This window comes from Achromobacter xylosoxidans A8 (assembly GCF_000165835.1).
Taxonomy (GTDB): domain Bacteria; phylum Pseudomonadota; class Gammaproteobacteria; order Burkholderiales; family Burkholderiaceae_B; genus Achromobacter; species Achromobacter xylosoxidans_B.
Window position 1 is genome coordinate 4,214,481 of sequence record NC_014640.1, and the last position, 24,110, is coordinate 4,238,590.

A 24,110-nucleotide genomic window follows, 5' to 3' on the forward strand; every position below is an offset into this window, starting at 1 on the left:
CGGGGATCTCGGTGATGCTCATGCCGTCATTCCGGCGGAAGATGGCGGCGGCTGCTCTTGTCGGCCAAGCGCCAGCCGCCGTCCGTCTCCACCAGCACGTCCTGGCATTCGCGGATGGCCACCAGGCGCGGCGCGCCGCCTTGTTCATGCGGCACGCTGTCGTAGGCGGTCAGGAAGTAGCCGACCGTCGCTCGCGCGCCGGCCAGTTCGATCAGCCGCAAGTTGGTGATGACATGACAGGTGCTGCGTTCCGGCGCGCGGGCATTCAGGGCTTCCAGGATTTCCTGGCGGCCGGCAAGCCGGCGTCCCTGCCGCTGCCAGACGCCGTCCTCGGCCATGAGCGCGGCGGCGGCCTCGTGACGCCGCGTGTCCAGGGCGTGAAAGAATTCCAGCACCACGGATTCGCAGGCCGTCTTGGCCAGCATGGGCAAAATCGGGTTTTCCATTGCGATCCTCATTCAATCTGGGCGCTGGCCAGCGGCACATCCGGCCGCTGCAACAACGCCGGGTCCAGGGCCGCGCGCTGCGCGATCCATTTGCGCAGCTGGCGGAAATCGCGCGCCGCATCCACCGATACGCCGGCCACGGCGCGACCACCGGGGTCCAGCGCCACCGACAGCAAGGCGCGGTCCCCCGCCTGGGGCCGCAGCACTTCGCTGCAGGCCAGGCCAGGGAATCCGACGATCTGCACCATGGCGTCGTATTGCTCCGACCAGACGGCGCCGGTCGGCGCATAAGGCTCGCCCAGTCCCAGCGCCGACAGCGCGGCGGCCGTGCCCTGGTCCTGCGCGTTCTGCCAGGACTCCATGCGCGCGTGGCCGTCCTCGGCCGCCAGCACCGCGACGTCGCCCGCCGCGTAGACGTCGGGCGACGAGGTCCTGCAATATGCGTCCACCAGCACGCCGCGTTCGCAGGCGATGCCGGCCTCGCGCGCCAGTTCGTCATTGGCCCGCAGGCCCACGCCCAGCACGATGGCGTCGGCATCCAGGCGGGTGCCGTCGGACAGTTCCGCCACCGGACGGCCGTCCGCCTGCGCCAGCACCGCGCGCAGACCGGTGTTCAGCCGCAAGTCCACGCCATGCGCGGCATGCAGCGCGGCCAGGTGCGCCGAGACGCCGGGCTGCACGCTGCGGGCGCACAGCCGCGGCCCTTGCTCCAGCACAGTCACGGCGCTGCCCGACTGGCGCGCCGTCGCCGCCACCTCCAGCCCGATCCAGCCGCCGCCGACCACGACCAGGCGGCGGCCCGGTCCCAGGCTGGCGCGCAGGCGCAAGGCGTCGCCACGGGTGCGCAGCACGTGCACGCCCGGGCCGTCGATGCCCGGCAGCGCGGGCACTATCGGTCTGCCGCCCATGCACAGGATCAGCTTGTCGTAGGCAATGGCGCCGCCGTCCGAAGCATCCACCTGCCTGTCAGCCAGGCGCAGGCGCGTGGCCGCCACGCCCGGCTGGAACTCGATACGCAGCCCGGCCAGCCGATCGGCCGAAAACAGCTCGGTGCTTTCAGGCACGGCCTGGCCGCCCAGCACCGCCTTGCTCAAGGGCGGGCGCTCGTACGGCGCGTGAGCTTCATCGCCCAGCAGCACGATGCGGCCTTCGTAGCCGCGCTCGCGCAAGGTCGCCGCGGCCCAGCCGCCCGCCTGGCCCGCACCGACCACCACCATGGCGGCCGAGCTCATGCAGCCTCCGCCTTCAGGTAGACCGTGCCCGCCTCCACCCGCACCTCGTAGCGGCGCAGGTCCGTCGTGACCGGCGGGCATTGCGGCTTGCCGGTGCGGATGTCGAAAACGCCCTGGTGCAACGGGCATTCGATGGTACCGTCCTCCAGGTAGCCATCGGCCAGGCTGGCGTTGCCGTGCGGGCAGCGGTCCTGCGTGGCGCAGATATCGCCTTGCAGGTCGTAGAGGCAGACGCCCTCGCCTTCGTGCACCACGCGCAGGGTGCCGGTGTCGGGCGAAATGTCCGACACCATCGCCACAGGTTTCCAGGTATCCATGCTCACAGCCCCATCGCCTGGCGGTAGTAGTCGTAGAAGGACCGGATCAAGACCTCGGTCACCATGTAGTCGGCGGGCTCGGTATCGCGGCCGCCCATCTCGACGATGCCGCGCGCTTCCGGATAGCCGGTAACGCCGATCTGCACCTGGTTCAGCATTTCGCTGTCGTCCATCGACACGAAGCCAGCGGGACCCAGCAGGTTGGCGTGCTTCAGGCGCAGGCGGGTCATTTCCTCGTCGTCGTCCTCGTAGCCGTAATAGGTGAACACCAGCTCATGCTCGGTGGGGCTGCGCGGGATGACGTGGCGGGTCTTGAGCGAATTGGCCTGGATGCCGAACTGGGCGGCGGGAAATACCCAGGCGCCGCCGACACGGCCGCGGTTGAACTCGGCGCGCGGGGTCACCGTTTCCAGGTCCAGCAGTTCGAGGTCGTCGCGGAAGCGGCTCATTTCCGTGGTCGCTTCAGTCTTCTTCTTGCCCTCGTTGTGCGACACCATCACGCTGTGCGCGCCACCGCCCGTGGGGATGCACTCGGACTTGGAATCCGCGCGCCACAGGCCGAAGGTGATGTAGAAGGTGTGCAGCAGCGTGGCGTGGTACGGATCCTTCAGGTTCTCGAGGTACATCTTCCAGTTGCTGGGGATCAGCTGGCGGCTGTAGCCCAACAGCTTGAGCGGCTTGCCGGGCAGCATGTGGTCGATCTCGGCCAGCACCTCGGGGCCGCAATAGTCCTCGAAACTGGGCGCGTCCTCGGCGAAGGTGGCCCAGATCGAGCCGCCGCGGTTCACGCTGCGCAGCTTGCGGATGCCGTTCTGCTTGGGATCGAAATCGCGCGGCATGCCCCCCTTGCCCATGGCGCCGCGGCGGAACGGCACGCCCTGCAGATTGCCGTTCAGGTCATAGTTCCACTGGTGGTAGGGGCAGGTGAAATCCTCGACCTTGCCGGTGTTCTGCCAGCAGATCTGCGCGCCGCGGTGCGCGCAGCGGTTTTCCAGCACGTTGATCTCGCCTTCCGCGTTGCGGACCATGACCACGGGGCGGTTGCCGATCCAGTTGCGCTTGTAGCAGCCCACTTCGGGCACTTCGCATTCCAGGCCCACGTAGTTCCAGGTCTTGCCGCCGAAGAACACGTCCATTTCCTTCTGGAAGATGGCGGGATCGGTGTAGACCCAGTTGGGGATGCGCGTGTAGCCCTCCTTGGGCCAGCGGCGTTCGATATGGATGGGGGCCGCCGCCGGAGCCTCCGGCGCGGTGGTGTGGGAACAGGTCATGAGAGGTATCCTCGGGGCGGATTCAGATGGGAACGATGAGCGAGGTGCGCACGCGGTAGTTGTCGTACACGCAGTCGCGGCGGCTGAAGGCCAAGCCCTCGGGCGTCACGCGCACCACGTCCAGGTAGCGGCCCACCATGTTCAAGGTGGGCTCCCGGTCGGACAGGGACTCCATCACCGCGAAGTTGGCCTGCGCCACGATGTGGTCGCCCTGCACTTCCAGCACGCGTACGCCGCTGACGAAGTGGCGCAGCGAGCGCGGCTCGAACATGGTGGTTTCGCGCAGGGCCGTGACGCGGTCGCGCACCATGTTCTTGTTCATGCAGTAGATCAGGCCCAGCGGCAGGCCGGCGTCATGGTTCTCGCGCGACAGCACGCGGTAATGGCAGTCTTCGGTGAAGAAGCCAGGCCAGTCCTCCAGCCGGTCTTCGTCCAGGCAGTAGGCGTAGTCGTCGTAGAAGTCCCGCAGGCGCGCGCGCAGCGCCGGGGTGTCGGAAAGCTCGGTCATGGTCATTGCGGATCCAGGTATCGGTTCTAGGAAATCGCGTGCTAGCGCGGCGTGGCGGCCAGTTGCGCGCGGTTGCTTTCGAAGCCGCTCTGGCTGCCCAGCGCCAGGATCGGCTCCTGCATGCGCTCCTGCCAGATCAGCGACTCCATGGCGATCTGCAGCGGATGGTCCTGCACCGTCAGCGCGGAGGTGGTCTCCGTGCCCGAGTGATGCGAGTGCATGGCCCAGCCCGGCGCCGACAGGATCAGGTCGCCCGCCTTCCAGTCCAGCCGCGTGCCGTTGACCTTGCTGTAGCCGTTGCCGCGCAGGTAATAATTGATGGCCGACGAGCTGTGACGGTGCGGCACGTGATGGTTGTCCGGCGGCGACGAGGAAATGGTGGCGAAGAAGCTGTGCGTGGTGCCGATGCGGCGTTCGGTCGCCGGGTTGTACAGCACGAACAGGCGGCGGCCGTTGTAGCCGCGCGCCATGTCCTCGACGCTGGGCAGCTGGCGCGAGACCGCGGCCCAGGGCCAGTGCAAGGCCTTGGATTCCAGCACCTCGATGTCGATCAGCCATTCGTAGCCCAGCAGCCAGGCGCCTTCAGGCGTGATCTGCTCGCGCAGCGCCAGGTCGCGCGAACGGGCCGCATCCGGCGCGCGCGGCGGCACCGGCTTGGTGTTGGCGTCGGCCGGCGGCACGCCGCCCTCGAATTCCTCGACGTAGTGGATCTCCAGCTTTTCCAGCAACGGCGCGTTGGAGTACGACAGCCGCACCCACGGCGTCTTGCCCTCGTTACGGTAGGAATGCACCTGCATGGCGGGGGTGTTCCATACGTCCCAGTGCCCCACGCGGATGTCGCGCCCGGCCACCGTGGCCACGCCCTCACCGCTGATACAGATCTCCAGCATGTTGGAGTTCTTGCGCAGGTTGTAGGTGCTCTCGCCCGGATTGACCACATTGACGGTGACGTCCGTTCCCGGGGCCAGGCCCAGACCCGGCGCCGTGGCTTCAGGGTGCACGATGAGGGACGCGCGGCGGCCGTTGTCCGGCCGGGGCGCGTCCGTCAGGCGCGCGATCTCAAGATCGATATCCTCTTTGGGGATGACGATGGACTGCCATTTGTTTTGTTCCCGCGGACTGGCGCCGCTGACATCGACGAACATGGGGTCTCCTCTTGCCGCCGGCGCCTCGCGCCGGCTGTCTGGTGATGCGGATTCGGTTCAGGGCTGCGACAGCAGCAGGTTCTCGCGGGTCTGCGGCGGCAGCGCCACGCCCAGGCCATGGTCGCGGGCATGCTCGTACACCACCCGCGCCATCGCCAGGTCGGACAAGCCCATGCCCATGCCCTTGAAGATCGTCAGCCGGGCGTCCTGCGGGCGGCCTGCGTCGGCGGCGAGCAGATCGCTCAGCACCGTAACGCCCTGCCACGGCGCGCCGTCGGCGCCGTAGCGCTCGCGCAATTCACGCGAGCCGCGGCGCGCGTTCTCCATATCGTCCACCACCACTCGGTCCGCGCGCTCGAACACGTCCTGCGCGAATTCGGCCTTGGCCGGCAGGATCGCGCCCACGGCGTTCAGGTGCCGGCAATCAGCCAGCATGGCCGCGTCGACGAAAGGCTCGACGGCACGCGTGATCAAGGTGACGATCTCCGCGCCGGCCAGCGCCTGCTCCAGGCTGGACGCTTCCTCGATCTCGAATCGATACCTGCCTTGCACGCTGGCGACAAAGGCGCGGCGCTTTTCCGGCGTGGGGCTGTAGACGCGCACGCGGCGCAGGTCGCGCACGGCAGCCAGCGCGGCCAGCTGAGTCACGGCCTGCGGCCCTGTGCCGATCAGCGCGGCACAGGACGCATCGGCCGGCGCCAGCGCCCGCGTGGCGACGCCGCTGATCGCGGCGGTGCGCAGCATGCCCAGCGCGCGCGCCTCGATCACGGCGCGCAGAAAGCCCGACTCGGCATCGAACAGGCTGAACAGCGAGCCGCCGCCGTTCTTGGTATGGACCCAAGTCTTGAATCCCGCATAGCCGCCGGCGCCGGTCTGCACCGAACCCAATGCATGCATCGAACTGCCGTCGCCCCAGGTCGCCAGCGCCTTGGGCAGGTTGCGCGCCTGCTCGCGCCCTTGCGCGACCAGCATGGCATGCAGGGCTTCGATCGCCTTGGGAATGTCCAGCACCGAGACCACGTCCCGTTCCGTCAGGTACCGCAGCGCATCAGTCATGCGCGTCTCCTTGTTGGTCGGCGGCGGGCTCTTCCGCCACCGTGTTGACCAGTGTTCCGATGCCGGGAATCTCGACTTCCAACGTGTCGCCGACGTTCATGAAGCGTGGCGGCTTGCGGCTGGAGCCGACGCCCTCGGGCGTGCCGGTGGCGATCACGTCGCCGGGCGACAGGCGGGTGAAGCTGCTGATGTAGGCAATCAGCTCGGGAATGGGGAAGATCAGGTCGGACACCTGGCCGTGCTGCATGACCTCGCCGTTGAGGCGGGAAATGACTTCCAGGCGCGCCGGATCGCCGATCTCGTCGGCGGTGACCAGACAGGGGCCGAGCGCGCCGCTGCGCTCGAAGTTCTTGCCCGGCGTCACTTGCGCGTTGTGCTTCTGGAAATCACGCACGGAGTTCTCGGCCATGCAGGTGTAGCCAGCCACGTGCGCCAGGGCGTCCTTGGCAGCGATGTGGCGGCCGCCGCGGCCGATCACCACGGCCAATTCGGCCTCGTAGTCGAACCGGTCAGAAGCTTGCGGTTTCCACACCGGGTCGCCATGGCCGACGAAACTGTCCGCAAAGCGCGCAAACAGCGAGGGATGGGCGGGCAGTTCGCGCCCGGCCTCGGCCACATGGCGGCCGTAGTTCAGCCCTACGCAGAGGATCTTGCGCGGCGCCACGACCGGCGGCAGCAGACGCAACCCGGCCAGGGGCAAACAGGCCGCCGGGTCTTGCGCCTCGGCGGCGCGCGCGATCTGCTCCACCCCTGCCTCCAACGCCGCGACCATGTCCGGCCAGATCTGCGTCAGCGCCACGACCTCGGTGCCGCGCAACACGCCCCAGGCGCTGCGGCCTGCCTGAACGAAGCTGATGAGCTTCATGTTGTCTCCTGTGCTTGCGGTGGCTTATCGCATGCATTGAGAGATTTCTTTGCATGCATTCGTCGCCTTATTCGTACTTGAACCGCTGTTTTTCCGAATTATTGCATGCAATTTTGATAAATCGCAAGGCGAAGAAGGTTTTTTTATTGACTATTGCATGCAATTTTGACGGTACACTGAAAGCCTTCAAAGACCGGGATCCGCCCACATCTCTCTATGGCCGCACAAATCGATAAAGTCATTTCGGAACTCCGGGACATGGTGCTTTCAGGCGTGCTGCAGCCCGGGGAACGCGTGGTCGAATTGCAGTTCTCGGCGCGCCTGGGCGTGTCGCGCACCCCGCTGCGCATCGCGCTGACCGAGCTGGAAAAGGAAGGTTTGCTGGAACGGCTGCCGTCGCGCGGCTTCCGCGTGCGGGCCTTCACCGTGGACGAGATCGGCGATGCGGTGGACGTGCGGGGCGTGCTCGAAGGCATGGCGGCGCGCCTGCTGGCCGAGCGCGGCGCGTCGCAGGAGGTGCTGGACCGACTGTCGCAGGCGGTGGAAGAAGGACGCGCCCTGTTGGCGCCGGCCCGCCGCGATCCCAACACCACGGTGGATGCGCGCGCCTGGGGGCAGATCAACCGGCGCTTTCACGAGATCCTGTGCGAAGCCGCGGGCAACCGCGCGCTCTTGTCGGCGCTGGAACACAACAACAAGACGCCCCTGGCCGGCCCGGCCGCGCTGACCCTGCCGTCCACGCCGTCGTTGCTGGAAACACCGTTCGTGCTGCGCGCGCAGGCGGACCACGAAGACCTGCTGCGCGCCATCACGCGCCGCGAGGCCGTGCGCGCCGAAAACCTGATGCGCGAACATGCCTACCGCAGCCGTGAAAACAAGCGCGTGCTGCTGGAATCGCTGCGCGGCGCCCTGCCCGCGCAGCCCGGGCTGTCGGACGTCAGCGCTTAATCAGAGCCCCTACGCATGCAACACACCCCAGACCTTTCCGCCCAGGCGCTCATTTCGCGCGAGCTTTTCACCGCCTTGCGCCGCGATGCGCCGCTGGTGCAGTGCCTGACCAATTTCGTTTCCATGAACACCGCGGCCAACGTGCTGCTGGCCATGGGCGCCTCGCCCGCCATGGTGCATGCCCAGGAAGAAGCGCCCGAGTTCGCGCGCCTCTGCGGCGCGGTCGTGATCAATATCGGCACCCTGTCCTCGCCCTGGCTGGACAGCATGCTGCTGACCGCCGCCTCGGCCAACGAAGCCGGCATCCCCTGGGTGCTGGATCCGGTGGCCCACCACGCCACCGCCTTCCGCCGCGACGCGGTGCGGCGCCTGCTGGACCTGCGGCCCGCCATCATCCGCGGCAATGCCTCGGAGATCATCGCGCTGGCTGGTGGACAAAGCGCGGGCAAGGGGGTGGATACGGGCGACGCCGTCGCGCAGGCGGAAGCATCGGCGCACGCCCTGGCCGTAAGCCTAGGCACGGTGGTGGCAGTCACCGGCGAAACCGACTACGTCACGGATGGAACGCGCGCCGTGCGCATCGCGGGCGGCTCGTCCCTGATGCCGCGCGTCACGGCCACCGGCTGCGCGCTGACGGCGCTGGTCGGCGCCTGCGCCGCAGTGTCCAAGGAAGACCCATACTCGGCGGCTGTTGCCGCCTTGTCGTGCTTCGCCATCGCGGGCCAGCGCGCCGGTGAACTGGCGCAAGGACCCGGATCGTTCGCGTGGCGCTTCCTGGATGCGCTGGCGGCGTTGGAAGCGGACGACCTTGGCCGGGAATCGCCGCTGCGCTAGCCATTACATGCGGTACTGCAGGCTCAGCATCGCATTGCGCGGCGCGCCCGGCATGTTCAGGTTGGGGCTGCTGCCGTGGGCCGACACGATGTAGCCGGCGTCGAACAGGTTGTACACGTTCAACTGCACCGAATACGGTCCCTTGCGCCACCACGCCGCGGCGTCGGCCGTCACATAGCCCGGCAGCCTGACGGTATTGCCCGGATTGGCGTAGCGCGCGCCCACCAGGTTAAGGCCGGCGCCCACGCCAAAGCCCTCTCCCAGGTCCTTGGTGACCCAGACGTTGCCGGCGTGGCGCGGCGTCAGCGTGGCGCGTTTGCCTTCCACGTTCTTGCCGCCGTCCCGGGCAATGGATTCAGTGATACGGGCATCGAGGTAGGCGTATCCCAGCATCGCGCGCCAGCCGTCGCCAAGTTCTCCCGCCAAGGTCCATTCCGCGCCGTCCGTGCGCTGCGTGCCGACCGGCACCAGCGTGTTGGTGACGGGGTTGTTGACCTTGATATCGGTGCGCTCCAGGCGGAAGACTGACACCGTGGTCGACAGCTTGCCACCAAGGAAGTCGTACTTGGCGCCGATTTCGTAGTTGGTGGTTTTCTCGGGCGCCAGGTCGGCGTTGTTCGCGGCCAGCGAGAACGCTTCGCCGGATGGCTGGTACGACTGGCTCCACGAAATGTAGTACGACTGCACCGAATCGGGCTGGAACACCAGGCCCAGGCGCGGGCTCCAGTTGGAATCGGTACGGGCCAGGTTGGTGCCGTTGCGGCGGTCTTCGGTCTTCTGCTCGAAGCGGTCGTGGCGCACGCCGCCCAGCACTTTCCAGTGTTCGCCCAGCGACACCATGTCCTGCACGTACAGGCCCAGGGTGTTGAAACGGCCCAGGTTGTCCGTGCCGGGACGGCCGCCCAACTGCAAGGGCAAAGTCGGCAGCACCGGATCGAACAGGTCGACGGTCGCCACATTATTGGCCGAGTAGTTCACCAGGTCCTTGTTCTGCTGGCCGACCTCCACGCCGTACAGGATCTCGTGCCGCACCGCGCCCCACTGCGCGCGTTGCGTCAGTTCGGTCTGGTTGGTCCAGCCGTGTTCTTCGCGCATCACGTTCGAGCGGTTCAAGGTCACGGTCCTTGCGGCCTCGTTCACGATGCCGGGCAAGGTGTTATTGCGATCCAGGGTGTAGTGGTAGTAGCGCGTGGCGTTGCGCAGCGACCAGTTCTCGTTGAAACGATGGTTCAGCGTGGCGGCATACGACTGCACCCGCGCCTGCGAGTAGTCCGCGTCGCGCGCGTTTTCGGCGCCGTAGTAGGTGGAAGGATCCACCTCCACCGGACGGCCATGGTAGGCCGGGATGCCAAAGTCCGTGACGCGGCGGTCTTCGAGGAATTCGGTCTGCAGCAGCAGCGTCGTATCCTCGCCCAGGCGGAATTGGGCGGACGGCGCTATCGCCTTGCGGTCCAGGAATTGCTTGTCGCGGTAGCTGTCGCCCTTCTCCACCGCGCCGGTCAGGCGCCACGCCATGCTGCCGCTTTCCGTCGAACGGCCCAGGTCCAGATCCAGGCGCCGGTCATTCCAGGAGCCGTAGCTCAGGCCCAGTTGCGTGATGTCCTCTCCGGGCTTCTTGGTGATGCGGTTGATCAGGCCGCCCGACGATCCTCGGCCGTACAACACCGCGGCCGGTCCCTTGATGACGTCGATGCGCTCGACGTTGGACAGGTCGCGGAAATACAGCGCGTCGTCGCGGAAGCCGTCGACGAACTGGTCGGCGATGGCGGTAAAGCCCCGGATCGACACCTGGTCGCGCTGTCCATCGCCAGTGGAGAAGCTCACGCCCGGCACGTTCTTCAACGCGTCCTGCATCGAATTGGAGTGCTGATCGCGCATGACCTCCGCGGGCACCACGTTCACGGTCTGCGGAATATCGCGCAAGGGAACATCGATCTTGGTGGCGCTGGACGAGTCAGGCGGGTTATAGCTTTGCGCCGCCGCGTCGTTGCCGTACACGCTGACGGCGGGCAAGGTTGGAGTGCTGGTCTGGGCTTGCGCGGGAGCCGGGCTGGCCAGGGGTGCCAGGACAATCAATGCTGCGGAAATCGAACGAGGGGCGTGCATGGCCGTGCTGCGTCTTTCTAAAGTAGTTTGAAATGGAACGATCGGCGATTTTCCGGTTAATGAGAATAGGTCGCAATCTTTTTGTCATTTCGTTGCCGGCGGGCCACGATAAATGAGACAGGCGTCCAATTCAGTTCCTTGTCAGTACGTGTATGCCACCCGTGCGCGAACCGTGGCCGCGCCAGCCTTCGCCCATGTCACGGCCGGGTCACACGCTGTCCCCAAAATTCCTTTCCTTCAAACCCGGAGGAAAGACGGTGAAGCCGAATCTAGGAAAGATCCTTGCAATGTCCGCCAGCGCCGCGCTGTTGGCGGGCCTGGCCGCTTGCGGCGGCGATGACGACGACGATGACACGCCCGCGACGCCACCGCAGGCCAGCGTGCCGCAGGGCTCCACGCTGGACGTGGCCATCCTGGGCACCACCGACCTGCACGCCAACGTGCTGGGTTACGACTATTACAAGCTGGCTGAAGACAAGAGCTACGGCGTGGACCGCACGGCCACGCTCATCGCCAATGCCCGTAAGCAGAACGCCAACACCCTGCTGTTCGACAACGGCGACACCATCCAGGGCACGGCCCTGTCCGACTACCAGGCGCTGGTGGCCCCGGTGCAATGCAGCGACATGCTGGCGATCTACAAGCAGATGAAGCTGCTGGCCTATGACGCCGCCACGCTGGGCAACCACGAGTTCAACTACGGCCTGCCCTTCCTGTCGCAGATCACGAATACGGACCTCGGGCTGGCCGGCATCGGCAAAGGCACGGCCCAGACCAACCCCGCCGGCGCCAAGGACTGCGCGGCGCCAGGCTTTCCCTTCGTGTCCGCCAACGTCGTATCGGCTGCGAGCAAGCAGCCCGTCTTCAAGCCCTGGGTGGTGCTGGACAAGACCTTCAAGGCCGCCGATCCCAACGGCAAGCAAATCGACGTTGCGCTGAAAGTGGGCGTGATCGGCTTTGCGCCTCCGCCCATCCTGCAATGGGACAAGGCCAACCTCGAAGGCCACGTCGAAGTCTCCGGCTGGAAGGAGTCGGCGCAGCGCTACGTGCCGGAAATGCGCGCGGCGGGCGCCGACCTGGTGGTGGCGCTGGCGCACGGCGGCATCGACATGGTCACCGCCTATAGCCCCGCCATGGAGAATGGCGCCGGCTACCTGAGCCAAGTACCCGGCATCGATGCCCTGATCACCGGCCACCAGCACCTGCTGTTCCCCGACACCAACGCCAAGTCGCAATTCGCGGGCCAGCCCGGCATCGATCTGGAGAAGGGTCTGATCAACGGCGTGCCCGCGGTGCAGGCCGGCCAGTGGGGCAACAACCTGGGGCAGATCACGCTCAAGCTGGCGTATGACAAGAGCTGGCAGGTGCAGAAGGACGCCACGCGCGTGCAGCGCATCTCCACCCGCCTGACCGCGCAGAGCGGCGCCACGCCCGCGACCTACGTCGAACCGGATGCCGCCACCCAGCAGCTGGTGCAGGCGGAACACGCGGCCACCATCGCCTACGTCAAGACACCCATTGGCCAGAGTCGCTTCGACATGGCGACCTATTACGCGCTGGCGGGTGACGTGTCGGCGTTGCAGATCGTGAACATGGCGCAGATCGATTATCTGGCGGACTACATCGCCAAGAACAAGCCGTCATACGCCGCGCTGCCCATCCTGTCCGCCGCTGCGCCCTTCAAGGGCGGACGCAACGGTCCGGGCGACTTCACCTACGTGAAGCAGGGCAACATCGCCATCAACAACGCCGCCGATCTGTACCTGTACCCGAACACCCTGCAGGTAGTGCGGGTCAGCGGCGACATCGTGCGGCAATGGCTGGAGAAGACGGCCGAACAGTTCCGCCAGATCGACCCGGGCCAGGTCGCGCCGCAGGATCTGATCGACACCGGCTTCCCGACCTTCAACTTCGACGTGCTCTACGCCGCCGGCAACGCCCTGCAGTACGAAATCGACGTGACCAAGCCCAAGGGCTCGCGCATCACGAAGCTGACGTACCAGGGCGCGCCGCTGGATCCCGCCGCGCAATTCCTGGTGGTGACCAACAACTACCGCGCCAGCGGCGGCGGCGACTTCCCCGGCCTGGCCGGCGGCAAGGGCGACATCGTGCTGCAAGCCCCGGACGCCAGCCGCGACGTGCTGATCAGCTACATCAGAAAGCACCCGGATCTGGACCTGGCAAGCTATGGTCTGGACCGCAGCTGGCGCTTTGCGCGGGTGGGTGCATTGGCTGGACCGGTGGTGTTCGCGTCGGTGCCGGGGACGCTGGCCATGGCCGCGGCGCATGGCGTGGACAACGTCAGCGTGCATGACGCCACGCCCGACCCGGTGACCCAGCTGTCGCGCTACGCGGTGGATCTCAGCCGCTAAGGCTGGCGGTAGTAGACGCAGATGCGCCGGCCGCCGATCTCGTGCACCTCGATCGGCAGCTCGTACAGTTCGCTCAGGATCTCCGGCCGGACCAGTTCGGCCGGAGTCCCCTGATGCGCGATGCGCCCTGCCCGCATCGCCACGATGCGGTCCGCGTAGGTGGACGCGAAATTGATGTCGTGCAGCACCAGCACCACGGTCTTACCCAGTTCGTCCGCCGCCCGCCGCAAGGTGCCCATCATGGCGACGGCGTGCTTCATGTCCAGGCTGTTCAAGGGCTCGTCCAGCAGCACGTAGCGCGTGTCCTGGCACAGCACCATCGCGACGAAGGCGCGCTGGCGCTGTCCGCCCGACATCTCGTCCAGGTAACGGTCGGCCAGCGGCTCCAGGTTCAGGTAGGCAATGGCGCGGTCGATGTGGTCCTTGTCGTCAAGCGTCAGCCGGCCGCCGGTATGCGGATAACGGCCGAACGCGACCAGGTCCCTCGCCGTCAGCCGCAGTGGCAGGTGGTTGTCCTGGCGCAGGATGGCCAGGCGGCGCGCCAGCTCGCGGCTGTCCGCCCGCGTCACGTCCAGGCCTTCCACCAGCACCCGGCCGGCGGACATGGGCAGCAAGCGGCTGACCATGGACAGCAGCGTGGACTTGCCCGCGCCGTTGGGGCCGATGATGGCCGTAACGCCGCCCGCCGGCAGCGCCAGGCTGACATCGTCGACCACCACGCTATCGCCGTACTGCTTGCTGATTTTCTGGATCTCTATCATCGGCGCCCCCTGCGCAGGATCAGGACGAGGAACATCAGGCCGCCCAGGAATTCGATCACCACGCTGACGGTGGTGTTCAGGCCCAGCACGCGTTCCAGCAGCGTCTGGCCGCCCACCAGGAAGATCACGCTCAGCAGCACGGCCGCCGGCACGGTGTGGCGGTGCCGGTCGGAACCCATGGCCTGATAGGCCAGGTTGCTGACCAGCAGGCCGAAGAAGGTCACCGGACCGACCAGCGCCGTCGATACCGACACCAGCACCGCAATGGCGGCCAGCGTCAGCATCAGCGTGCGGCGATAGTCCACGCCCAGGTTCACCGCAATATCGCGGCCCAGCGCCAACACGTCGTAGCGGCGCCGCATGCGCCACACCAGCAGGGACGCGGCGCACACCGCGGCCAGCGCGATCGGCAGCAGGCCCACGCGCACAGTGTTGAAGCTGGCGAACATGCGGTCCTGCAGCACCAGGAACTCGTTGGGATCGATCAGCCGCACCACGAAGCTGGACAGGCTGCGGAACAGCAGGCCGAAGATGATGCCCACCAGCATCATCAGGTGCAGGCTGCGCACCGCGTCGGAGAACAGCCAGCGGAACAGCAGGCAGGCAAACGCCGTCATGGCGCCGACCTCCAGCAGGAACGCCGCCACCGGATGGCTGGCGGCGGTGGCCGCCTGGCCGAAGCCGAACACCACCACCGCCTGGATCAGCAGGTACAGGGCGTCGAAGCCCATGATGGCGGGCGTCAGGATGCGGTTGTGGGTGATGGTCTGGAACAGCACCGACGACACCGCCACGGCATAGGCCACCAGCAGCATCGCCGCCAGCTTGGCGCCGCGGAACGGAATCACGAAGGACCACTGGCCATTGGCGCCCAGGGTCATGAAGGCGACGGCACAGGCCAGGGCGGCCGCGCCCAGCAGCCATAGGCGCCAGGCTTGCGGCGCGCGGACCGGCGCAGCTGCGCGGATTGCGAATTCAGCCAAGTCGGTTCCTCCGCGTGCGCAACAGCCACAGGAACAGGATGCTGCCCAGCACGCCGACCACCGTGCCGATGGGAATCTCGTAGGGATGGATCACCAGCCGGCCGATGACATCGCAGGCCAGCACGAACACCCCGCCCAGCACCGCCACGTAGGGAATGGAGCGGCGCATGTTGTCGCCCAGTACCAGGCTGACGGCGTTGGGCACGATCAGGCCCAGAAAGGGAATGCTGCCGGCCGTCACCACCACCACGGCCGAAATCGCGGACACGATCAACAGTCCCGCCAGCGTCAGCCGCGCATGGTTCAGGCCGAGGTTGGCGGCGAACTCGCGGCCCATGCCCGCCACCGTGTAGCGGTCGGCGGCCGCGTAAGCCGCACAGGCCAGGCCGAAGCCTATCCACAGCAGTTCATAGCGCCCCCGCAGCACGCCCGAAAAATCGCCCGTGGTCCAGGCATGCAGCGACTGCAGCAGGTCGTAGCGGTAGGCGACGAAGGTAGTGGCAGCGTGGATCACGCCGCCCAGGATCAGCCCGATCAGCGGCACGATGAAGGGCGTGCGCAGCGGCACGCGCTTGAGCAAGGCCAGGAACAGCAAGGTGCCAGCCAGCGCGAAGCCCGTGGCCGTGAGCATCTTGCCGATGACCGGCGTATCCGGCGCCAGCAGCGTGACCACCAGTATGCCCAGGGTGGCGGACTCCACCGTGCCCGCGGTAGTGGGCTCCACGTAGCGGTTGCGCACCAGCATCTGCATGATCAGCCCCGCCACCGCCAGCGACATGCCGGCCAGCAGCAAGGCGAGCGTGCGCGGTATCCGGCTGACCATCAGCAGGCGCCAGGCCCGCTCCGCGTCCTCGCCGCCGCTCCACAGCGCGGCCAGGCTGAGCTGGCCGGCGCCCAAGCTGATGCTGGCCGCGCACAGGGCCAGCAGCAAGGCGACCGCCGCCGCCAAACCGCCCCAACCGCCTATCGACTGCCGCCAGCTCACCCGCAATGCTCCCGCCGCTCAGGCATAAGGCTTTACTTGCCCGCCGCCAGCGCGCCAGCGATCTCGTCCACGTTCTGCTGCATGGCGGTCAGGCCCGCGCTGCCCAGCAGATACCAGTTGTAGCCGTTCAGGTAGACCACGCGCTGGTTCTTCCAGGCCTTGGTCGGACGCACCAGCTCGTTGTCCAGCATGCGCTGGGCCGACACGCCTTCGCGGCCGATGGCGGCATCGCGGTCGATCACGAACAGCCAGTCAGGGTCGGTCTGCGCGATGAACTCGAAGGAGATCGCCTGGCCGTGGTTCGACACGCTCAGCCCCGTCGTCGCCGGCTTGATGCCGAAGGCGTCGTGGATCACGCCGAAGCGCGAACCCGGGCCATAGGCGCTCATTTTGCCGCCGGTGGTCAGCACGATCAGCGCGGTGCCGGCGCTTGCCGCCTTGCCGTTCAGATCCGCGATCGAAGCGCGCAGCGCGTCGAGCTTGGTCTTCGCAACGTCCTGTTTGCCGTAGATGGCGGCCAGCGTTTCGGTGTTGCGCGTGACGCTGCCCACCAGATCCTGGGCGTTCACCGTCAGGTCCACGGTGGGCGCCAGCTTGGCGAGTTCGTCGTACTTGGGCGCGGAGCGGCCCGCCACGAAGATGAGCTGCGGCGCGGCGGCGTGGATCACCTCGTAGTTGGGCTCGAACATCGAACCCACCTTCAGGTAGCGCTGATCGGCATACTGGCTCAGCTGCGGCGGCCACTTGGCGACCGTCGGCACGCCCGTCGCGTCCACGCCCAACGCATGCAGCGTGTCCAGCACGGCCAGGTCCATGACTACCGTCTTCGCCGGGTTGGCCGGTACGGCGGTTTCACCGCGCGCGTGCTTTACCGGCACTGTCGCCTGCGCCGCGCATACCGCCGTAGCGGCGCCGAGGACCAGCGCGGCCCCGGCCTGGACCGCCCAACGCCGGACGCGGCCTGCTTGCGTTTGCTTCTTCATGCATACCTCTTCATGTAGCGGGCGCCAGGCGCCCTTTCAAACTCAGAACTTGACGCCCACGCCCAGCCAGTAGCGGCGGCCGTCCTCGACATAGCCGTAGTCGTCGTACGTGACCAGCTTGTCGAACAGGTTGTAAATGCCGGCGTACACCGCCACGGTCTTGTTCACTTGGTACGAGCCGCCCAGGTCCACGAAGGTGTAGGAAGGCGCCACCACCGACGAGGAAGACGGGCCGGTGATGGGCTGGCTTTCCTTGCCGCGGTAGTTCAGACGCGCCCATGCCTGCAATGCGTCCGAGGCCTGCCAGTTCACCGTGGTGGTGAACAGATGCTTGGGCAGCTGGTTCAGCGGCTGGCCCTGGTACTGGCCGGACTTCTGTTCCGACTTGGTGAAGGTGTAGCTGCTGGTCATGGACCAGTCGCGCGACAGCGGCAGCTTCAAGTTGGCTTCCACGCCGCGCGAATTGGCCTTGTCCACGTTCATGTAGGTGGTCGGGTCCGAGCCGAACTGGTTCGGGCCGTCCGTGCACTGGGTCGCCGGGCAAGCCACGCGGGTGATCTTGTCCTTGAAGTCATTGTTGAAAATGGTCAGGCCGGCGTTGAAACCTTCGCCGTCGTCATACAGGATGCCGATTTCCTCGGTCACCGACTTCTCGGGCGTCAGGTCCGGGTTGCCGTACATATTGCCGCCGCGGCTGACCTGGCCCCAGCCAGCCACCGTCTGGCGCAGATCAGGCGCGCGGAACCCCGTGGACACGCCGCCCTTCAGGGTCCAGCGGTCGGCCATGTGCCAGACGCCGTACAGGCGCGGGCTGAAGTGCGTACCGAAGTTCTCGTCTTCGTCCATGCGCAGGCCGGTTGTGACAGCGAAGGTCTCGGTCAGGCGCCATTCGTCCTCGGCGAACAAGGCCCACTGGTAGCGGTCCACCTTGCTGGGGCCGTTGGCCAGCTGGTTGCCGGTCTGGTCGTTCAGGCGCTGGCTCAGGTAGCTGCCGCCCAGGGTCAGCATGTGCGAGCCCAGCGGCAGCGTCCAGCTGGTCTGGATGTCCAGGTTCTTGATCTTCATCTGGCGCGAGCGGTTGTCGAATTCTTCCTGCTGCACGTAGCTGTCCGACACGCCCCAGCCCCAGCGTCCGGTGTGCGACAACGCCCACTTGTTGCTGCGGTAGTCGGTATCGGACGAGGCCGGGCAGCCGTTGCGCCCGCAAGCCTGGCCGGGCGGCAGCGGCTCAACGGTCTTGCCCAGCGTTTCGTGCAGCTTCTGGCGCATGGTGGTCGCTTCCAGCACGATGTCGTGGTCGCGGTTGGGCGTCAGCGCCAGCTTGGCCGTGACGCTTTCCGAGTTGCGCTTGCGGAAGCCGTCGACGATGTCGTCTTCGTCGCGCTGCGTGGCCTGGCCGTAGATCTGCAGGCCCAGCAGGTCGGTCTTGATCGGGCCGGACAGGTAGAAGTTGCCCTGGTAGATGTCGCCCGACTTGTTGCTTTCCTGGATGGTCGTGTCCAGGCGGATCTCGCCGCCCCACTCCGACGGCACCTTGCGGGTGATGATGTTGATCACCCCGCCCATCGCGTCCGAGCCGTACAGCGAAGACATGGGGCCGCGCACCACTTCGATGCGCTCGATGGCGGAAAGCGGCGGCGTCCAGCCGCCTTCGACGCCCGTGGAGTCCGAGTTGGTGCGGGTTTCGCGCGAATTCTGGCGCTTGCCGTCGATCAGGATCAGCGTGTACTTGGGTCCCATGCCACGCAGGCTGATGTCCTGGCGGTCGCCGCCGCCGGTGACGATCACGCCCGGCACGTCCACCAGCGCGTCGTTGATGTCGCGATAGAACTTCTTGTCCAGGTCCTCGCGGGTGATCACGCTGATCGACGCCGGCGCGTCCTGGATCTGCTGCTCATAGCCCGAGGCCGTCACCACCACGGTATCCAGCGTCTTGGCGCTGTCCGCGCTTTGCGCCCACAGGGGCTGCGCCACGCCGAAACCCGCGGCGCACAGGGCTGCCGCCAATTGCGTGCGCGAACCCGGACCGCGCCGGCCGGCGACCATTTGTTTGCTGCTCATGATTCCAATTTCTCCCGTCCCAGGCCTGCGCCGCACCCCGCGTGCGGCGTCCGTCCTACCCCGTACTTATTAATGAAAACCATTCTCATATTAGAATTGGAGCTGCCGGGAGCCAGCAACACGCTTTCCGCAACTTTTATCTTCTTTGAACTTCTTGACACTCCGGTCCGCGGCCATAAGCCAAACTGCCGGATGCAGAACCGACGACACGCATGCCTTTTTCCCACGCTCCGGCGACGCGCCGCATCCTGCTGATCGACGACGATGTCGAGCTCGCGCAGATGCTGCGTGAATACCTGGAACCCGGCCATTGCCAGCTCACCCTGGCGCATAGCGGCGCGCACGGCCTGGCCCTGCTGGCGCAAGACGACTACGACCTGGTGCTGCTGGATTTGATGCTGCCCGACGGCAACGGGCTGGATCTGCTGAAGCAGTACCGCCAGCGCTCGCGCCGGCCCGTCATCATGTTCACCGCCCACGGCGGCGAGACGGACCGCGTGCTGGGCCTGGAGTTCGGCGCCGACGATTACCTGGCCAAACCTTTTAGCCCGCGCGAACTCAAGGCCCGCATCAGCGCGGTGCTGCGCCGCTTCGAGGAAGTGCCCGACACCGCCCGGCCCGCCTTGGCGTTGGGCGCGGTGTCGCTCGACCCCGCCACCGGCCTCTTGCGGGTGGGCGACAGTGAAATCGCGCTGACCGGCGCCGAGCAGCGCATCCTGGAAATCCTCCTGCGCACGCCGGGCCAGGTGGTCGGACGCGACCAGATCGGCCTGTACGCGCTGGGCCGCAAGCCGGACCGCTACGACCGCAGCATCGATACCCACATCAGCGCGCTGCGCAAGAAGCTGCGCAGCGACAGCGGCGCCGAAACGCTGGCCATTCGCAACCTGCGCGGCCTGGGCTACGTGCTGGCGGGCGCGGACTGATGGCCTGGCTGCCCGCCCGCTCGCTGTTCTGGCGCGCTTTCCTGACTTTCTGGGGCGCGATGGCCGTCATCCTGGTGTGCGGCATGGTGCTGACGGCCGCGGTCGCCTGGTACCGCTTCAACTCCCTGGACGGCCTGAATCCCGGCAACCTCACGCGCGACGCAGCGCAGATCGCCCGCACCGAAGGCGAGGTCGGCCTGAAGCGCTGGGTTCAGGCCATGGACCAGCGCTACTCGGCGCTGAAGATCTACGTCATGGACGCTCAGGACGCCGACATCCTGGGCCGGCGGCTGCCCGCCCGCATGGAAGACTGGTTGAGCGATTTCCGCGCAGGACCCGACCGCTCGCCAAAGGCGGACTACCTGCCCGCCGACCCCACCGGCGAACGGGTCTCCTGGTGGGAACCGCAAAAGCTGGTGCTGCCCGATGGCTCGGTGCTGCTGATGCTGTTCCTGCCGTTCGATTCTTCGCATTGGGAAGTGCTGGCCCTATCGCCGGTCGCGCTGGCGCTGGTGCTGTTCGCGTTGGCGGTGACCGCTCCGTTCTGCTGGGCTCTGAGCCGCCACGTGACGGCGCCGTTGGCGCAGCTGCGTCAGACCACTCATGCTCTGTCGGCCGGCCGGCTGGACGTCCATACCCCTGCCAAGCTGGCTCGCCGCAAGGACGAACTGGGCCTCTTGGCACGCGACTTCGACGCCATGGCCGACCGCCTGAAGGCCCTGGTCGACACGCGCGAGCAGTTGCTGCACAACATTGCGCATGAACTGCGCTCGCCGCTCGCGCGGCTGCGGCTGGCGGCCGAACTGGCGCGGCGCAAGGACGAACGCCAGGACCTGCAGCTGGATCGCATCGAACTCGAATGCGAACGCCTGGACGCGCTGGTTGGCAACACCTTGAGGCTGGCGCGCCTGGGCGCCTTGCCCGTCCCCACCGAAAACCTGGACCTGGCCGAAGTCGTTTCCGACGTGGTCAATGATGCCCGCTACGAAGCCGGCGGCCGGCAGATAGGCATAGAGTGGCAGCAACAGGCCCCGGTGCCGCTCATCGGCGATCGCTGCAGCCTGGCCAGCGCCATCGAGAATGTGCTGCGCAACGCCCTGCGCTTCGCGCCCGCGCACAGCGCGATCCGCGTGCGCCTGCTATCGAACTCGCAGGAGGCCTGCCTGGAGATCGAAGATCGCGGGCCGGGCGTGGCATCCGAAGAACTGGAAGCGCTGTTCGAGCCCTTCTACCGCACCGCATCGGGCGCGCGCAAGGCCGGCAGCGGCGCCGGGTTGGGGCTGTCCATCGCCCAGGCCGCGGTGGCCGCGCACAAGGGCACGATGTCGGCCCGCAACATCTCGCCGCAAGGGCTTTGCGTGCGGATGGAGCTGCCGCGCCTGGCCGGCTGAACCGGGCAGCCGCGGTCAGTCGGCATCGGCCAGGATCGCGGCCGGCAGCCGCGGCAAGACACGCATGGCATTGGCCGTGGTGGCATGTGCCACCTGCGCGGGCGTGATGCCGCGCAGTTCCGCCAGCGTGGCGGCGATGCGGACCAATTCCGCCGGCGCGTTGCGTCGCTGCGGCGGATGCAGCCAGGCCGGGGGAATGTCCGGCGCATCGGTCTCCAGCACCAGGTGCGCCAGATCCACGTCCACCGCATGGCGGCGGATCTGCAAGGCGCGCTCATAGGTCATGGCGCCGCCCAGGCCCAGCGCGAAACCCTGCTCGATGAAGGCCTGAGCCTGCTGCGCGCTGCCGTTGAAGGCATGCGCAATGCCGCCGATACGGGGATGGCGGCGCAGGTATTTCAAGAGGATGTCCTGCGATCTGCGCACATGCAGCAGCACCGGCAGGTGGAACTCGGCGGCCAGCGCCAGTTGGGCGGCGTAGAACCGTTCCTGGCGCTCGCGCGGCTCGCCAGAAGCGATTTCAGGAACGAAGAAGTCCAGGCCGATCTCGCCGATGGCGACGAAGCGCGGATCGCCCAGCGCTTCCTTGACGGCCGCACGTAGCGCGTCCAGATCATCATCGCTGGCGCGCTGCACATACAACGGATGAATGCCCAGCGCATAGGCGCCGCCGGCGGTCTTGCCGGCCAGATCGCGCACCACGGAAAAATTGGCGCGCTCGACCGCCGGAATCACGATGGACTGGACGCTCGCCTCGCAGGCGTCGTCGGCGACCTGCTCGCGGTCGGCGTCGAACTCGGCGGCATCCAGGTGGCAATGGGTATCGATCAGCATGGGCGCGACCTCCTTGCCCGGATTATCGCCCGGCGCGCCCTAACCCGAAACCAGGCGGCCGTTTTCCATCAGCAGTTGGCGATCGGCGCGGGCGGCCAATTCCGGATCGTGGGTGACGATGGCGAAGGCCGTGCCAGATTCCTGGTTCACCCGCGTCAACAGTTCGAACATGTTGTGCGCGGTGTGGCGGTCCAGGTTGCCGGTGGGTTCGTCGGCCAGCACGCAGACGGGACGCGTGACCAGGGCCCGCGCCAGCGCCACGCGCTGCCGCTCGCCGCCGGACAACTGCCCCGGGAAATGCCCTTCGCGGGCGGCCAGGCCCACCATGCCCAGGACTTCGTGGGCGGCAGCCCGCGCGCGGTCGCGGCTCTCGCGGCGCACGATCAGCGGCATCGCCACGTTGTCCAGCGCGGAAAACTCCGGCAGCAGGTGGTGAAATTGGTAGACGAAGCCCAGGCTGCGGTTGCGCACCGCGCTCTTGCGGCCCTCGGACAGGCCGACGGCGAGCTGGCCATCCACCGAGACGGAGCCGCTGGTGGGCACGTCCAGCAGGCCCAGGATATGCAGCAACGTGCTCTTGCCCGAGCCCGAGGCGCCGACGATGGCGACCATTTCGCCGCGCGCCACCGTCAGGCTGACGTTGCTCAGCACTTCGATGCGCGCGGGGCCTTCGTCGTAGACCTTGACGATATTGTCGGCCTGCAGCGCGTGAGTCAGCATGTCAGTCATGGCGCAGCACCTGTGCGGGTTGCAGGCGCGAGGCGCGCCAGCTGGGATACAGGGTCGCCAGCAACGACAGCACCAGAGAGGTCACGCCGATGGTGACGATGTCGCCCATCTGCGGATCCGAAGGCAAGGCGCTGATGAAATAGATTTCGCGCGGCAGGAAATGCACGCCCAGCAGGCCCTCGATGAACGGCACGATCACGTCCACGTTGTAGGCGATCAGGATGCCGCCCGCCACGCCCAGCAGCGTGCCGATCACGCCGATCAGCGCCCCCTGCACCAGGAAGATGCGGGCAATCTCGCGCGGGCCGGCGCCCAGCGTGCGCAGGATGGCGATGTCGGACTGCTTGTCCTTCACGGCCATGACCAGGGACGACAGCAGGTTGAACGCGGCCACGGCCACGATCAACGCCAGAATCAGGAACATCATGCGCTTTTCGGTCTTCACGGCCGCGAACCAGGTGCGGTTGTTGCGCGACCAGTCGCTCGCCATCATGTAGGGCGGCAGCACCTTCTGCAGCTCGGCCGCCACTTCCGGCGCGCGCTGCATGTCGGCGACGCGCAGGCGCACGCCGGCGGTGCCGCTATCGCGGAACACGCGGGCGGCATCCTCGTCGTCGACGAAGGCCAGCGAGGAATCGTATTCATAGTGGCCGGACGAGAACACGCCCACCACGGTGAACTGGCGCATGCGCGGCGTGAAACCCGCCGGGCTGATCGAGCCTTGCGGCGCCATCATCAAGAGCGTGTCGCCCAGCTTCACGCCCATGCCATCGGCCAGTTCATTGCCCAGCACCACGCCGAAACTGCCGGGCTTGAGGTCGGTCAGCTTGCCCGACACCATCTGGCGCGGCAGGTCCGAGACATTGCCTTCGGTCTGCGGATCGATACCGCGTACCTGCACGCCGCGCAAGGCCTGCCCGCGCACCAGCATGCCTTGCGCCGCCACGAATGGGGCGCCGGCCTTGACCTCGGGGTTCTTCTCGGCGGCGGACGCGAATTCCTGCCATCTCTCCAGCACCCGCTCGGGCGCAGCCCCCGGAATATAGAGTTCGATGTGCGGCAGCACCGACAACATGCGGTCGCGCACTTCCTTCTGGAAGCCGTTCATTACGGACAGCACCACGATCAGCGCGGCAACGCCCAGCGCGATGCCCGCCATCGAACTGGCGGCGATGAAGGAGATGAAGCGATCGCGGCGGCCGCGTCGCTGACGGATTCTGGCCAGCCCGGCATAGCGGGCGCCTATCCATAGTTCGTAGGGTATTTTCAGCACGTGCGCATTATGGCATTAACCGCCTGGATTCCGGCCCGCGGATGTGCGGTTCGGAGACCAGGCGTTTCAAGCTATGGCAGTCCG

The 24,110-nt window shown here is 67.0% G+C and carries 21 protein-coding genes and 1 pseudogene; 5 read left to right on the plus strand and 17 right to left on the minus strand.

The genetic code is table 11. The annotated features are described in order from the left end of the window. Positions 1–26: 26 nt before the first annotated feature. Genes AXYL_RS19385 through AXYL_RS19420 form a run of 8 tightly spaced genes read right to left on the minus strand, consistent with a single transcriptional unit; the run spans position 27 to position 6,840 of the window. Positions 27–446, minus strand: coding sequence for a nuclear transport factor 2 family protein (locus tag AXYL_RS19385; RefSeq protein ID WP_013394548.1), 420 nt, complete (start codon positions 444–446; stop codon positions 27–29). Positions 447–454: 8 nt separating this feature from the next. Continuing rightward, the gene (locus AXYL_RS19390) at positions 455–1,678 is read right to left on the minus strand and encodes an NAD(P)/FAD-dependent oxidoreductase (RefSeq protein ID WP_013394549.1); all 1,224 of its coding nucleotides are present in this window, start codon (positions 1,676–1,678) and stop codon (positions 455–457) included. Then, the gene (locus AXYL_RS19395; RefSeq protein WP_013394550.1) at positions 1,675–1,995 is read right to left on the minus strand and encodes a non-heme iron oxygenase ferredoxin subunit; all 321 of its coding nucleotides are present in this window, start codon (positions 1,993–1,995) and stop codon (positions 1,675–1,677) included. The genes AXYL_RS19390 and AXYL_RS19395 overlap by 4 nt, the downstream gene beginning before the upstream one ends. Before the next feature lie 2 nt (positions 1,996–1,997). Further along, a complete protein-coding gene (locus AXYL_RS19400; protein ID WP_013394551.1) occupies positions 1,998–3,266 on the minus strand; it encodes an aromatic ring-hydroxylating dioxygenase subunit alpha in 1,269 nt (422 codons plus the stop codon). Positions 3,267–3,288: 22 nt separating this feature from the next. Further along, positions 3,289–3,780: an aromatic-ring-hydroxylating dioxygenase subunit beta gene (locus AXYL_RS19405; RefSeq protein WP_013394552.1), complete on the minus strand. Its 492-nt coding sequence runs from the start codon at positions 3,778–3,780 to the stop codon at positions 3,289–3,291. 35 nt (positions 3,781–3,815) lie between these two features. Continuing rightward, positions 3,816–4,919 carry a cupin domain-containing protein gene (locus AXYL_RS19410; protein WP_013394553.1) on the minus strand — a complete coding sequence of 368 codons (1,104 nt, stop codon included), beginning with the start codon at positions 4,917–4,919 and terminating at the stop codon, positions 3,816–3,818. Between the two features lie 57 nt (positions 4,920–4,976). Then, positions 4,977–5,975 (minus strand): ornithine cyclodeaminase family protein, encoded by a 999-nt coding sequence (locus tag AXYL_RS19415; protein WP_013394554.1) that lies wholly within the window; start codon positions 5,973–5,975, stop codon positions 4,977–4,979. Next, on the minus strand, positions 5,968–6,840 hold the full coding sequence (locus AXYL_RS19420; protein ID WP_013394555.1) for a fumarylacetoacetate hydrolase family protein: 873 nt from the start codon (positions 6,838–6,840) through the stop codon (positions 5,968–5,970). Before AXYL_RS19420 ends, AXYL_RS19415 begins: the two co-directional genes overlap by 8 nt. A gap of 216 nt (positions 6,841–7,056) precedes the next feature. On the opposite strand from AXYL_RS19420, the gene AXYL_RS19425 reads away from it, so the two are divergent. Further along, the gene (locus AXYL_RS19425) at positions 7,057–7,788 is read left to right on the plus strand and encodes a GntR family transcriptional regulator (protein ID WP_013394556.1); all 732 of its coding nucleotides are present in this window, start codon (positions 7,057–7,059) and stop codon (positions 7,786–7,788) included. Positions 7,789–7,803: 15 nt separating this feature from the next. Beyond that, on the plus strand, positions 7,804–8,622 hold the full coding sequence (thiM, locus tag AXYL_RS19430; protein WP_013394557.1) for a hydroxyethylthiazole kinase: 819 nt from the start codon (positions 7,804–7,806) through the stop codon (positions 8,620–8,622). A gap of 3 nt (positions 8,623–8,625) precedes the next feature. Here thiM and AXYL_RS19435 read toward each other — a convergent pair whose 3' ends face one another. After that, positions 8,626–10,728, minus strand: a complete 2,103-nt coding sequence (locus tag AXYL_RS19435) for a TonB-dependent receptor (RefSeq protein ID WP_013394558.1) — start codon at positions 10,726–10,728, stop codon at positions 8,626–8,628. A gap of 287 nt (positions 10,729–11,015) precedes the next feature. Here AXYL_RS19435 and AXYL_RS19440 point away from each other — a divergent pair. Then, positions 11,016–12,755, plus strand: a pseudogene (locus tag AXYL_RS19440) (5'-nucleotidase C-terminal domain-containing protein); the annotation flags it as partial. Between the two features lie 341 nt (positions 12,756–13,096). Here the strand turns inward: AXYL_RS19440 and AXYL_RS19445 are convergent. From AXYL_RS19445 to AXYL_RS19465, 5 genes are read right to left on the minus strand one after another with little or no spacing between them, the layout of a single operon-like run. Continuing rightward, complete coding sequence (locus AXYL_RS19445) at positions 13,097–13,861, minus strand: ABC transporter ATP-binding protein (protein WP_013394560.1); 765 nt, start codon at positions 13,859–13,861, stop codon at positions 13,097–13,099. Then, on the minus strand, positions 13,858–14,844 hold the full coding sequence (locus tag AXYL_RS19450; protein ID WP_013394561.1) for an iron chelate uptake ABC transporter family permease subunit: 987 nt from the start codon (positions 14,842–14,844) through the stop codon (positions 13,858–13,860). Before AXYL_RS19450 ends, AXYL_RS19445 begins: the two co-directional genes overlap by 4 nt. Beyond that, positions 14,837–15,829 carry an ABC transporter permease gene (locus tag AXYL_RS19455; RefSeq protein WP_013394562.1) on the minus strand — a complete coding sequence of 331 codons (993 nt, stop codon included), beginning with the start codon at positions 15,827–15,829 and terminating at the stop codon, positions 14,837–14,839. The genes AXYL_RS19450 and AXYL_RS19455 overlap by 8 nt, the downstream gene beginning before the upstream one ends. Positions 15,830–15,861: 32 nt before the next feature. Further along, positions 15,862–16,812, minus strand: coding sequence for a siderophore ABC transporter substrate-binding protein (locus AXYL_RS19460; RefSeq protein WP_013394563.1), 951 nt, complete (start codon positions 16,810–16,812; stop codon positions 15,862–15,864). Between the two features lie 42 nt (positions 16,813–16,854). Continuing rightward, entirely contained in the window at positions 16,855–18,873 is a 2,019-nt protein-coding gene (locus tag AXYL_RS19465) for a ligand-gated channel protein (RefSeq protein ID WP_013394564.1), read from the minus strand. A 212-nt stretch (positions 18,874–19,085) separates the two neighbouring features. Between AXYL_RS19465 and AXYL_RS19470 the strand changes: the two genes are divergently transcribed. Both AXYL_RS19470 and AXYL_RS19475 read left to right on the plus strand, forming a co-directional pair. Further along, positions 19,086–19,799: a response regulator transcription factor gene (locus tag AXYL_RS19470; protein ID WP_013394565.1), complete on the plus strand. Its 714-nt coding sequence runs from the start codon at positions 19,086–19,088 to the stop codon at positions 19,797–19,799. Continuing rightward, positions 19,799–21,190, plus strand: coding sequence for an ATP-binding protein (locus AXYL_RS19475; RefSeq protein WP_013394566.1), 1,392 nt, complete (start codon positions 19,799–19,801; stop codon positions 21,188–21,190). The genes AXYL_RS19470 and AXYL_RS19475 overlap by 1 nt, the downstream gene beginning before the upstream one ends. Before the next feature lie 15 nt (positions 21,191–21,205). On the opposite strand, the gene AXYL_RS19480 is transcribed toward AXYL_RS19475, so the two are convergent. From AXYL_RS19480 to AXYL_RS19490, 3 genes are read right to left on the minus strand one after another with little or no spacing between them, the layout of a single operon-like run. Further along, positions 21,206–22,024, minus strand: a complete 819-nt coding sequence (locus AXYL_RS19480; protein ID WP_013394567.1) for a TatD family hydrolase — start codon at positions 22,022–22,024, stop codon at positions 21,206–21,208. A gap of 39 nt (positions 22,025–22,063) precedes the next feature. After that, positions 22,064–22,753: an ABC transporter ATP-binding protein gene (locus AXYL_RS19485; protein ID WP_041653982.1), complete on the minus strand. Its 690-nt coding sequence runs from the start codon at positions 22,751–22,753 to the stop codon at positions 22,064–22,066. Further along, positions 22,746–23,978, minus strand: coding sequence for a lipoprotein-releasing ABC transporter permease subunit (locus tag AXYL_RS19490; protein WP_237710035.1), 1,233 nt, complete (start codon positions 23,976–23,978; stop codon positions 22,746–22,748). Before AXYL_RS19490 ends, AXYL_RS19485 begins: the two co-directional genes overlap by 8 nt. Between the last annotated feature and the right edge of the window lie 132 nt (positions 23,979–24,110).